The 12,400-nt window shown below is 43.3% G+C and carries 13 protein-coding genes; 7 read left to right on the top strand and 6 right to left on the bottom strand.

Translation table 11 applies throughout. The features are described from left to right. Positions 1–45 precede the first annotated feature (45 nt). From G475_RS0116195 to G475_RS0116225, 7 genes are read left to right on the top strand one after another with little or no spacing between them, the layout of a single operon-like run. Positions 46–1,515: an aldehyde dehydrogenase family protein gene (locus G475_RS0116195; RefSeq protein WP_407636208.1), complete on the top strand. Its 1,470-nt coding sequence runs from the start codon at positions 46–48 to the stop codon at positions 1,513–1,515. Positions 1,516–1,538: 23 nt separating this feature from the next. Continuing rightward, entirely contained in the window at positions 1,539–1,937 is a 399-nt protein-coding gene (locus G475_RS0116200) for a carboxymuconolactone decarboxylase family protein (protein WP_026702175.1), read from the top strand. Then, positions 1,924–2,796: an NAD(P)-dependent oxidoreductase gene (locus G475_RS0116205; RefSeq protein WP_026702176.1), complete on the top strand. Its 873-nt coding sequence runs from the start codon at positions 1,924–1,926 to the stop codon at positions 2,794–2,796. The genes G475_RS0116200 and G475_RS0116205 overlap by 14 nt, the downstream gene beginning before the upstream one ends. Before the next feature lie 19 nt (positions 2,797–2,815). Further along, the gene (locus G475_RS0116210) at positions 2,816–3,118 is read left to right on the top strand and encodes an EthD family reductase (protein WP_026702177.1); all 303 of its coding nucleotides are present in this window, start codon (positions 2,816–2,818) and stop codon (positions 3,116–3,118) included. Between the two features lie 32 nt (positions 3,119–3,150). Further along, a complete protein-coding gene (locus tag G475_RS25375; RefSeq protein ID WP_051302604.1) occupies positions 3,151–4,287 on the top strand; it encodes a TRAP transporter substrate-binding protein in 1,137 nt (378 codons plus the stop codon). Next, positions 4,280–4,846, top strand: coding sequence for a TRAP transporter small permease (locus G475_RS0116220; RefSeq protein ID WP_026702178.1), 567 nt, complete (start codon positions 4,280–4,282; stop codon positions 4,844–4,846). Before G475_RS25375 ends, G475_RS0116220 begins: the two co-directional genes overlap by 8 nt. Further along, positions 4,836–6,140 carry a TRAP transporter large permease gene (locus G475_RS0116225; protein WP_026702179.1) on the top strand — a complete coding sequence of 435 codons (1,305 nt, stop codon included), beginning with the start codon at positions 4,836–4,838 and terminating at the stop codon, positions 6,138–6,140. Before G475_RS0116220 ends, G475_RS0116225 begins: the two co-directional genes overlap by 11 nt. Before the next feature lie 55 nt (positions 6,141–6,195). Here the strand turns inward: G475_RS0116225 and G475_RS25380 are convergent, their stop codons facing one another. From G475_RS25380 to G475_RS25390, 6 genes are read right to left on the bottom strand one after another with little or no spacing between them, the layout of a single operon-like run. Continuing rightward, complete coding sequence (locus tag G475_RS25380; RefSeq protein ID WP_156911751.1) at positions 6,196–7,137, bottom strand: hypothetical protein; 942 nt, start codon at positions 7,135–7,137, stop codon at positions 6,196–6,198. Then, complete coding sequence (locus G475_RS25385) at positions 7,127–8,101, bottom strand: sugar phosphate nucleotidyltransferase (protein ID WP_051302608.1); 975 nt, start codon at positions 8,099–8,101, stop codon at positions 7,127–7,129. The genes G475_RS25380 and G475_RS25385 overlap by 11 nt, the downstream gene beginning before the upstream one ends. Beyond that, positions 8,098–8,292, bottom strand: coding sequence for a hypothetical protein (locus tag G475_RS0116240; protein ID WP_026702180.1), 195 nt, complete (start codon positions 8,290–8,292; stop codon positions 8,098–8,100). Before G475_RS0116240 ends, G475_RS25385 begins: the two co-directional genes overlap by 4 nt. A 14-nt stretch (positions 8,293–8,306) precedes the next feature. Then, positions 8,307–10,139: a glutamine--fructose-6-phosphate transaminase (isomerizing) gene (gene glmS / locus G475_RS0116245; protein WP_026702181.1), complete on the bottom strand. Its 1,833-nt coding sequence runs from the start codon at positions 10,137–10,139 to the stop codon at positions 8,307–8,309. A 32-nt stretch (positions 10,140–10,171) separates the two neighbouring features. Beyond that, positions 10,172–11,530, bottom strand: coding sequence for a nucleotide sugar dehydrogenase (locus G475_RS0116250; protein WP_026702182.1), 1,359 nt, complete (start codon positions 11,528–11,530; stop codon positions 10,172–10,174). Positions 11,531–11,569: 39 nt separating this feature from the next. After that, a complete protein-coding gene (locus tag G475_RS25390) occupies positions 11,570–12,388 on the bottom strand; it encodes a response regulator transcription factor (protein ID WP_051302610.1) in 819 nt (272 codons plus the stop codon). Between the last annotated feature and the right edge of the window lie 12 nt (positions 12,389–12,400).

Here is a 12,400-nt window from a genome sequence, read left to right on the forward strand (position 1 = left end):
TAAAAATTGCATTTTGAAAGGGGAGTATAAGAAGGAGGAATGAAGATGGGAGCAGATTTTCAATTATTTATTGGAGGCAAGTGGGAAGACAGCGTTTCGAAAGAGACAATGGAATCTATCAACCCTGCTACGGGATCGGGGTATGTTACCGTATCGAAAGCAAATGAACAGGATGTGGATAAAGCCGTAAGCGCTGCCAGGGAAGCTTTTGAAATTGGACCATGGGCAGATATGGCTCCGGGAGACAGAGGACGTCTGCTTTATAAAATCGCTCAAAAATTGTGGGAAAACGTGGATTACTTGGCGGAAGTAGAATCCAGAGATAACGGTCTTCCTATTAATGAAACAAAATTTATTGCTATTCCTGCCGCCATCGATGTGCTTGAGTTTTATGCAGGTCTTGCCAACAAAATACAAGGAGAAACATTGGCTTCTCCAAACGACCGATTTAATTATACACTGAAGGAACCGCTTGGTGTAATAGGTGCTATTGTGCCTTGGAATCACCCAATCATGATATCCATGTGGAAGATAGCCCCAGCATTGACAGCCGGGAATACCATTGTCATCAAGCCGCCTGAACAGACACCGGTTAGCGTGCTTGAACTGGCCAGACTATTTAAGGAAGCCGGTCTACCGGACGGGGTCCTGAATGTTGTACCGGGGGATGGAACTCATGCCGGAGCTGCATTATCCTCCCATTCCGGTGTAGATAAAATTGCGTTCACCGGATCAACCAATACGGGACGGCTCATCATGCAGGCAGCCAGTAAAAATTTAAAGCCAGTAAGCTTGGAGCTTGGCGGCAAATCTCCTAATATCGTTTTTGAGGACGCTGATATAGAACAAGCTGTAAATGGATCCATGTTTGGTATTTATTTTGGCCAGGGCCAAGTGTGTGCTGCTGGTTCCCGTTTGTTTGTCCAAGATAGCATTTACGATAAATTCATGGATGAATTCAGAGAGAAAGTCCAGAAAATAAAAATAGGGGATCCACTAGATGGGACGACACAAATGGGACCGCAGGTATCACAAGGTCAGCTGGAACAAGTAGAGTCCTATGTAGCCTCGGGGATTGAGCAGGGAGCCACGGTGACAGTTGGAGGAGAACGTCAGAAGGATAGAAGCGGCTATTACTATACCCCAACCATAGTTGAAAACGTTTCCAATAACATGAAGATAGCACAGGAAGAAATTTTTGGTCCCGTTGTTTCAGTTATTCGTTTTACAGATGAAGCAGATGCCTTGAAAAAAGCGAATAATACAATCTATGGACTTGCTTCAGGAATGTGGACCAACGATGTAAAAAGAGCTCATCGTATGGCTAAAAAGCTCCAGGCTGGGACGGTGTATGTAAATACTTTCAGCATGCTGGACAGCGCAGCTCCATTTGGGGGGACGAAACAGAGTGGATTTGGCAGAGAGTTAGGTACAGAAGCGTTAGATATGTATACAGAAACAAAGCATGTTTGGGTAGATTTAAGTGAAGATGGATTGAACTGGTACGGATTGTAATACGAAAGGAGAGAGAATCAGAGTTGGCAGAGAATAACATGTATAAAGAAGGAGAAAGAAACTTCAGGAAGTTATTTGGAGACGCGAGAGTAGATCCGGTTTTAAATAACGTAAATCAATTTGATGACGAGTTTCATCGTTTCTTATTAGAATATTGTTTTGGTGAACTGTGGGGAAGAGAAGGGCTTCCCTGGAAGCAGCGTAGTCTTAACAATTTATGCCTGTTAATAGGACTGAATCGCCCTAACGAGTATGAAACGCATTTACGTGGAGCTGTCAGAAATGGCTGCACCATGGAAGAAATTAAGGAAACCCTGCTGCAGGTAACGGTTTATGCCGGTATCCCTGCCGGAGCGGAAGCTTTTAAAATAGCAAACAAAGTGTTCGAAGAAGAGGGGGTGAATGTAAATGGGGACGCCTAAAGTAGGTTTTATAGGGTTGGGACACATGGGAGCCCCTATGGCAGCTTGTCTTGTTCAAAGGGGGTTTGAAACCGTTGTCTTTGATGCTGCTGGTACAGAGGAACGAGCGCCAGCCGGTGCCATGGCCGTATCTGGTTTAAAAGAAATGGCCGAGGTCGAAGTAGTATTAATGAGCCTGCCAAATGGAGAAGCCTCTATTTCCGTGTGCCGCCAGTTGGCTGAAACTATGACGGAACATGTAAGGTACGTGGTGGACCTATCGAGCATTGGAGTCCCTGCAGCTGAAAAATGTGCTAAGATTTTAAACCATTCTAATATGAAGTATATTGATAGTCCCGTCAGTGGCGGACAAAGAGGAGCCGCTGCCGGAACGTTAACTCTTATGGCAGCAGCGGAACCACAGGATCTTGATTTTGTAAGACCCGTGTTGTCAGCTTTTAGCACTAATATATTTCATATGGGGAATCATTCTGGCCAGGGGCAAGCTATGAAATTCATCAATAACTATTTAGCCTCCTCCATCTTAGCCGCCACCAGTGAAGCCGCAGCAGCTGGAGTACATGCAGGCCTGGATTTAAAACAAATGATAGAAATTATAAACGTGTCTACCGGGAGCAGTTTTATGAGCAATAATGTTTTTATGGAAAGTGTGATTCCTGAAAAATTTGATGCGGGTTTTTCAAGTTCTCTATTATTAAAAGATTTAAAATTATATGGAGATAGCATAGAACAGGAAACTCCAGCCGACTTATTTCGAGTCGTATTATCTTTGTGGGAAGAATTTGAAGAAACGCAGCCTAACACAGATGTTTCGCAAATGTACAAGTATTTGTTGAATAAACGTGTTCCGGCCAAATAACGAAAAGGGGAAGTCAGCTATGTACCGTTTAAAAGTAATGTACCCGCCGCCAGAGGATCCTAATCATTTTCGTCAGTATTATCAGAATCATCATATTCCGTTGGCAAATACTCTCCCTTATTTGAGGGATATGAGATATGGATTGAATGTTCAAGGAATGGAATCACCAAGCCCTTATTTCTGTATATGGGAAGGGGATTTTGACAGCAAAGAAGATATGGAAAAAGCTCTTCAGTCTGAAGAAGGTCAAAAAGTAGCGAATGACGTTTCAAATTATGCCACTGGCGGAGCTGTTTTAGTTCATTATGAAATTTTACCATAATTATATTTAAAAGAAAGAGAGGTTAGATTTTTATGAATCAAGTTACAGGAAAGGTGCTATTCGTTAGTATATTTTTATTTCTGTTAACCTTTGTTTCTTCCTGCGGCAGTGAGGAGCAGTCGGAAGGAGCTGATTCAAATGGAAGCTCTGAAGATGGAGGGGAAACCAATGCAGAAGAATCGTCAGGAGAATCAATAGAATTCAAATTCGGCCATATGAGTTCGCCGGAGCATGTACAGCACACTGGAGCAATGGTGCCTTTTACAGAAGATGTGGAGGACTTAACAGAGGGGCGGGTTACATTTGAAATGTACCCGGGAGGAGCCCTATCGTCTGAGGAAGAAACCTTCAATAACACTGTGGATGGTATTCAAGATGCGAGCTGGGCCCCAGCCGGGTATTCTCCGGGACAGTTCACCACCCATTCTATCATTAATTTACCATTTGTGGCGCAAGGTTCAGCGGAACATGTGAGTGTAGTGGCGCAAAAAATATATGAAGAGTTTCCATCCATTCAGGAAGAGTATGAAGGGGTAAAACCATTATGGTTTCATGGGACCGATGAATACGTCATTATGACAAACGGGCAGCCTGTTCGAAGTTTTGAAGATGTAAAAGGGCTGCAGTTAAGAGCCCCTAACCCGGAAGGAGCAGATATGATTGAAGCATGGGGAGCAACATCCGTGTCTATTCCAGCTACAGAAGCCTATGAGGCTATGCAGAAGGGAACGGTAGATGGAACCGTTCTTCCCATTGCAGCTTTAAAAGATTTTGATCTCTTTGATGTTGTCGATTATGTTACACATGGCAATTTTACCAATAGTGTTTTTTGGACAGCGATGAACGAGAACAGCTGGAATCGTATTTCGGAAGAAGACCGGGCGGCTATAGAGGATGAACTTATTAAAACGCAGATGACTAAAAGAGCCGGAGCAGCCTTTGACGGTCGTTCCCAGGAAGCCAAACAGGAAGCAGAAGCTGAAGGAATAGAATTTATTACATTACCAGAAGAGGAGTTGCAAAAGTTTGAGGAGAAAGCCTCGCCAATTATTGAAGAATGGATTTCAGACAGAGAAGCGGAAGGTTTGCCGGGACAGGAAATTTATGATAGAACCACGGAATTGATGGAACAGAACGAAATTACAATCGAGGAGGAGAGCGATGAGTGATAAAAGGAAGGAGTCTTTGGATGCGTCGGCATCCAAAGCACTCTCTTTTACTGATAAAGTCCTTCATAAATTTGAGATCATTGTATATTCTATTAACTCTATTATGCACGATGTTTCTAAGGTGCTTCTCTTATTTATGATGTTATTAATATCTGGAGATGTTATAGGAAGGTATTTTTTTAATTTTTCCATTGCTGGCGCTCATGAGATGACTGGACTTGCATTAGCTGTCCTTGTTTTTTTCAGTTTGGGATCAACTCAGCTCGCAAATGATCATATCTCTATCGATTTTCTAATGAGTAAATGTCATTGGCGCCTGAGAGAGATAATAAACGTTATTTTTAATATTATTATATTGATATTACTTTTTTTTACCAGCTTTCAACTTTTTAGATCTTCCATTCGGGCTTTTCAAGGAAATGAACAAACAGGTGATTTAGGCCTGCCTATTTATTTATTTCAAATTTTTGGCGGTACTGGAGTCATTATATTTGCTCTTCCTTTTGCTCTGTTACTTATGAAAACCTTTATAAAGGGGGTTGAAAAAAATGAGTCCTGAACTTACGGGTATCATTGGTATTATCATTTTATTATTTTTAATATTCCTTCAATTTCCAGTAGGGCTTGCTTTGTTCTTAGTAGGATTTCTCGGGGTAATGTTGATTTCCGGCTGGGATGTAGCTGTTTCACAACTCAGCACTTCTACTTTCAGTACAGTTAACGATTACGGCCTTAGTGTAATACCTTTATTTGTTTTGATGGGAATGTTCATGACGAATACGGGCCTTGGAAAAGATTTGTTTGAAGCGGTAGATAAATGGATGGGGCACTTACGGGGGGGACTGGCTATGGCTGCCATAGGTGCCAGTTCAATCTTTGCTGCGATTTCCGGTTCAACCAATGCGACCACAGCTACTCTAGGTAGAGTCGCTATTCCTGAAATGGATCATTACAACTATAATTCTTCTTTCTCTGCCTCTGCAGTAGCTGCAGGCGGCACGTTAGGAATTCTTATCCCGCCCAGTGTCATACTCATATTGTATGGAGCGTTGACATCGGAACCTATTGGGCCTTTGTTAATTGCAGGGTTAATTCCTGGTTTAGCCCTTGCCTTCCTTTTTATGCTGACAATTAATCTACAAGTTAGAATAAATCCGGAAAAAGCACCAAGAAAAGAAGAAAAAGTGTCTCTATCCTCAAAATTCAGCTCCCTGAATAAAGTGTGGCCGTTTCTAGTCATATTTATTATAAGTATCGGCGGTATTTACTTCGGGGTCTTTACTCCAACGGAAGCTGGCAGTATAGGTGCAATGGCAACCTTTGTGTTAACACTGCTTACAGGAAAATTATCATTTTCTAAGTTGAGATCTTCTTTAGATGAGGCGATTCGTCTATCGGTTATGATTTTTTTAATTTTAATAGGGGCCACATTGTTTGGAAGGTTTTTGGCATTGAGTAAAATTCCAATGCAGTTAGCGGCTAACGTCAGTGGGTTAGAAGTGAACGCTTATATTATTATATCTCTTATATTAATCGTGTATGTACTTCTGGGCATGTTTATGGAAGGGCTAGCGATTATGGTATTGACCCTGCCGATTGTGTATCCGATTGTAATAGAATTAGGATTTGATGGAGTCTGGTTCGGTGTGATCATTGTGATGGCATTAAACATTGGACTTCTCACCCCCCCTTTAGGATTAAGTGTTTATATTATCAGCGGGATTCTGAAAGACACTCCTATAGAAAATATTTTCAAGGGAGTTCTTCCTATGGTAATAACCATGCTCATTTTTACTGTTATTTTAATAATATTCCCGGAAATCGTAACGTTTGTCCCTCAATTAATGAACTAAGGGAAGGAAGAACAGGAAAAGGACTGAATAAAAATCAGCCCTTTCAGCGGTCCTGTCATCCGTTTTGATTTGATTTCCAGTAATGGTAATCGTGAACGGCTACTCCACCATAACCCGGATGGCCGGAAAAACGGTTGTCGAGGGAGTTCAATTCATGTTTCATGTAGCTTAGGGAATTATCGTGGAAAGTTGTGTGACTGCCTTCGTCGGTTTCAATGACGTTTACGGCAATAACAACCGATTTGCTGCGGTTGGCTGCCTGTTCCACGAGGGGGGACACAATTCCTTTTATCCCATTCTCCCCATCTGTGTGATCCCGGTAGGCCATCACTGTAATGGAATCCAGCGTGGATATCATCCAGTCTCCCACGTATTTATTTTTCCCCGGGATTTTCACTTGATTAATCCAAAATGGCACATCCCCGCTGATCGTGAGTTCGGAACCAGGCTTCACCTGATTTTTCAAATGTTCCAGGTTATTGATCCACTGCGTTACCACATTTTCTCTGTCGGATTTCCATTCGGGCAGCAGATAAGGCTCTATATCAACATGGATGCCCTGGAATTTTTCTTCAACTTCTGCTTTGCGATTGTAGTCTTTGACGGTAGAAACAAAGGTATCCAGGCTTTCCTGGTTTTTCGTTAAGGCCCAGTTCGGATCCCCGCCAAGCGCGTAGACCTCAATATTTTTATCGGACGCCCTTTTGATAAAAGATTGAAACGTATCGGAGTTAAAATTCTTCAAGTCAATATGCAGATAGACTAGGTTCACCCCTTGATTGTTTAGAAAGGAAACCGCCTCTTCCTGGTTCTCCTCCAGGTTCTCAAGGTCCCATATCCATGTTGCTTTCACTTGGTTTTTCTGCCCCATAAAAATCCCCAGTGCTGTGAAGAGTGCTGCCAGAACACAAAGGAGGATCAACCCTTTTTTGGTGCAAAATAGAGAGATAGCACGCTCTTTGACTACTGATTTTTTCCCTTGATAATTAGTGGACATAAGGTTCCGCATGAGAATTTGAAGAAGAATGATGGACATGAGTATGATCGGCAGCCTTATAGTCTATCAGGTCGACGTCAGGTCCAATTTTACAACCCTCTCCAATTTGAGTGTGTCCTCGTAACCGGGTACGAGGTTCGATGATAGTATGGCGCCCGATGGCGACTCCCGCTTCGATTAAAGTAGAAGAGGGGTCAGTAATAACCACATCACGGCGGCGGTGATGTTCCATGATTCGTCTTTGACAAATTTCTTCGGCCTGGGCAAGCTGTGTTCTATCGTTAATGCCGAAACATTCTTCCGTATCTTCTGCCGGGAATGCCGATATTGTTTCTCCCATACGTTTTAAAATTTCAATCACATCCGGAAGATAATATTCCTGCTGCTTATTATCCGTGGATACCTGCTCCAGAGCTTGAAACAGCAGTGTATTATCAAAACAGAAAATGCCTGAGTTGACTTCCTGGATTTGTAATTGTTCCTCTGCTGCATCTTTATGCTCGACGATCCGTGCGACCTGTCCTCGTTTGTCCCGGACAATCCGCCCGTAGCCTGACGGGTCTTCCGGAACCATCGTTAAAATGGTAGCTGCTGCATTTGCGCGGTGGTGATGGTCCAGGCACTTTCTTAATGTTTGTTCTGTAATGAGGGGAGTATCCCCGGTGAGGATGAGGGTGGAACCTTGCTCCTCCTCCAGCTTTGTTTGGCACATTTTTACCGCGTGAGCTGTGCCCAGCTGCTCTGCCTGGCAGGCATACTCGGAAGAAGAGCCCAGCTGTTTCTCAATCATTTCGGCTTTATGACCGACCACCGTAAGAATTCGTTCTACAGCCATATCCTGGAGCTGTTCAATGACGTGTTGCACCATCGGTTTGCCGCAAACGTGATGAAGAACCTTTGGCAGCTCGGACTGCATTCGTGTTCCCTTACCGGCTGCTAATACAACTGCAAATGTCTGAGTCACTGGTGTTCCTCCTGTTCTTTGGCGTTGGTGATGGAGGAATGGAGCAAGGGTTTCAGTCCATTCCTGACCTCAGCTAATAACTGCTGATCTGTTTCAATAGTTTGGTCTTCTACCTTGTGAAAAATATGAAGCATCAGGTCTTTCAACTCTGTTTCATTCCAAGTCGTTTCCTGTCGCTCTAGTGTCTTCATTACCGAAGGGCCTCCTATTCTACCGTGACACTTTTAGCAAGATTTCTTGGTTTATCCACGTCGTTGCCAAGTGCCAGTGAAGTATAATAAGAAATTAACTGTAACGGAATCACCGTCAATAGCGGGGTTATCAGAGACAAAGAATCAGGAATGCAGCAGCCTTCATCCACGTACTCCAACATTTCCATATTTCCCTTCTTTGACACCCCGAGGACGTGAGCTCCCCGCGCTTTTACTTCTTGTATATTCCCCAGCATTTTTTCGCTTACTTCTTCCTGGGTAAGAAGAGCAATCATGGGTGTTCCTTCTTCAATTAAAGCAAGCGTGCCGTGCTTTAACTCACCGGCAGCATAAGCTTCGGAATGAATATACGAAATTTCCTTGAGTTTCAGCGATCCTTCCAGCACAACGGCATGATCCAGACTTCTTCCGATGAAAAATACGCTCGATGCCTCCTTAATGGATTCACTATACCGGCGGAGTGCTTCGGAATATTCGAGTAATTCTTCCATTTTATTTGGAATATCAAGGACCGTTTCAAGCAAATGCTGGCGGTAGTCTGCTGTTATCTTTTGTTTTAGATCGGCAAGGTAGATTCCCAGTAAATAGAAGACGAGGACCTGGGTCGTATAAGCTTTTGTTGAAGCCACTGCAATCTCAGGGCCGGCCATGGTCAATATGACCTCATCGGCTTCCCGGGCAATGGAGCTTCCTACTACATTCGTAATGGCGAGAACATTGGCTCCAAGATGCTGGCTCTGCCGGAGAGCTGCCAGTGTATCCGCCGTTTCTCCAGATTGACTGATAACAATCACCAGGGTCTTCTCATCCACGATCGGCCGGCGGTAACGAAATTCGGAAGCCACTTCTACATCCACCGGGGTGCGGGTTAGTTCTTCCATCACGTGTTTTCCTATTAAACCGGCGTGATAGGCAGTTCCGCAGGCCACAATTGTAATTTTATCCCACTGTTCCACGCGCTCCCGGGTCCACTGCAGTTCCTCAAATAGGACCGTCTTTGTTTCCTGATTCAACCGGCCTGCCATCGTTTTTTTCAACGCTTCCGGCTGCTCGTGAATCTCTTTCAGCATAAAATGGTCATACCCATTCTTTTCGGCCTGCTCTACGTCCCAATTCACTCGGAAGATTTCTCGGCTTAACGGTTCGCCGGTTTTTGTCTGCAAAAGCGTAATATCGTCTTTCGTCAGGATGGCCATTTCTCCATCCTCTACTATATAAATGTCGCGGGTGTGCTCCAGAACAGCGGGTATATCAGAGCTGATCAATGCTTCTTCGTTTCCGGCTCCGATAATCAGCGGACTGGCTTCGCGTACTGCATAAAGACGGTCTGGTTCATGTTTGGATACAATTCCTAACGCATAGGCTCCTTTTAAACGCTGGACTACCTTTTGAATAGCTGCCGTCATGTTCCCTTCATATAAGTAGTGGAAAAGGTGAGAGATGACCTCGGAATCTGTTTGAGAAGAAAAAGTATACCCTTCTTCTGTAAGTTCCCGTTTGATCTCTAAATAGTTTTCGATAATACCGTTATGAACAATCGCAAATTCTTGACCCGTGTCTGTATGGGGATGAGAATTTTCATCCGAAGGGGGGCCATGGGTGGCCCATCTTGTGTGGCCGATGCCCATCCGTGCTGAGAAGGGAGAGGGTTCAAGCTGCTGATGCAGCTCGTCCAGCCTTCCTTTGGATTTATTTACTTGAACAGAGTCCCCGTGATGCACCGCAATGCCCGCTGAATCGTAGCCGCGATACTCTAATTTACTAAGCCCTGTCGTTAATACCTGCTGAATATCTTTTTCTCCGATATAACCAATAATTCCGCACATTTTAAAACTCCACTCCTTTGTTTTTTGTTTATTTATAATGCAATCGAAGCATGCTGCTTCTTGTGCACTTTTGATGCGGTTCCCAGCTTGTGAATGTGGGAAAGGTCATATTCCTTGAAAGCATTTCGGGTATCTACAATCGGTACCCCGAGGTGGGCCAGCTCGTCATAGTCAAAATCGCTGTGGTTTGTTACCAGCACCATGCAGTCATACTGTTTCAATGTTTCTTTATTGTAGGCTATGGAATGAACAACATTTTCTTCATTATCTAAAAAGCTGTGGGCATGAGGATCATAGTAATCCACATCGGCGCCATGTTCCTTGTAGAGTTCATAAAGGTAAAGGCCGGGAGACTCTCGTAAATCGCTGATATCCGGTTTGTAGGCCATGCCTAAAATAAGAATGTTGGAACTGTTAATAGATTTTCCGTAAATGTTCAGAGCTTGAGATGTTTTGCTGACGACAACATCGGGCATATTATTATTAATAGATTGAGCGAGGTCAATAAACTTGCTGTAGAAGCGGAAGCCTTTTGCTTTCCAGGATAGATACATAGGATCCAGCGGTATGCAGTGGCCGCCGATCCCCGGTCCCGGCTGGAATTTCATGAAGCCGAAGGGTTTTGTTGCAGCCGCATCTATCACTTCCCAGACATCGATATCCATCCGTTCGCTCATCATCGCGATTTCATTGACGAAAGCGATATTGATACTGCGGAATGTATTTTCCAAGAGCTTGGACATCTCCGCAACTTTTGGAGAAGAGACCGGCACGACGTGTTCTATATAATTGCTGTACAGAAGTTCCCCTACAGCATTACATTTTTCTGTCATACCGCCCATCACTTTCGGCATATTATGCGTGTGGAAAGAATCATTGCCGGGATCCACTCTCTCGGGGGAGTAACAAAGGAATATATCCTTTCCTGCCTCGTATCCCATCCGCTTAAATTCTTTTAAAATCAATTCTTCTGTAGTCCCCGGGTACGTTGTGCTCTCTAACGTAACCAGCATTCCTTTCTTAATAAAAGGTTTGATGTTTTCCATTACCCGCGTAATGAAAGAAGTATCCGGATCTTGATTTTCACTAAGAGGAGTTGGGACACAAATACTGATAGCATCTAATTCCTTTACCACGTCATAGTTCGTGGTAGGAAAGAAACGATGTGTATTTAAGCCTTCCTGCAGGTCTTGATCAGAAATGTCATTAATATAGGATTTCCCGTCCCGCAGGGCATTGATTTTTTCTTCGTTTAAATCTATTCCGCAAACAGGGAAGCCTGCTTTTACCATTTCCATCGCAAGCGGCAGCCCGACATATCCTAAACCGATAACACCAATGTGAGCTTCTTTCATTTCAATTCGCTGACTCAATCGTTCAAAATACCCCATCATAACATCCCTCTTTTTTATAGAATTTAATACATTTCTTTATTCTGTTACTTCCACAAGGCGTTTGATCCGTGCCTCCAGTTCAATCAGGGAAAATGGTTTGGTAATATATTCTGCTGCTCCGTATTCAAAAGTTCGTTTAATGTCTTCTTCCAGTTGTTTATTTGTCAGCACCATGATTTCGGAGTGACCTTTCGTTTGTTTATCAATATTCTTAATCTGATTTATAAATTGATATCCCCCGATACCGGATAAATTAATTTCTGTGATAACTAAATCAGGAAGCAGATTTTGATACTGTTCGAGTCCATGCTTTCCATCTGTTGCAGCATGAACGATATAACCCTTGCGCTGTAGATAATTCGTCAAAAGATGAACAATACTGTTATCATGGTCTACAATCAAAACAGATTTCTTATCTGTTTTCTGTATGGTTTCGTTGTCAAATACGCGGATTTCTTGTTTATTCGTTTGTTCAATCATCATTTCATTAATCATACGGGAGAGCATCTGTTCTGCATGATCACTGTTTTCAGGAAAATTCCCTACAACCATTTCTCCCATCAGCCGGTCTTTTTCTTCTAAAAAGTCTTTCACATGTAAGGCGTAAAAGTGGGTATAACCAAGGTCGCAGTCATCCAGCAGCAAACCGAGAATATGATGCTCTGTGTCATAGTTTACTTGGAAGGCCGTAGCAGGTTCTTCTTTTTCCAAATGTGTTATTAACGAGTGGATGCCCTTCTGGTCGAGTGCCGCATGGGCAATAATTAGTCCGCAGGGCAGGTTACTTGCTTGATAGTAATGAAGAAAATGCTTGAAAGATTGAATGATACTAGAATTCATACGTGTTTCTGTCATTTCGGAACCCTC

It is taken from the genome of Salibacterium aidingense DSM 18341 (assembly GCF_000429685.1).
Taxonomy (GTDB): Bacteria; Bacillota; Bacilli; order Bacillales; family Marinococcaceae; genus Salibacterium; species Salibacterium aidingense.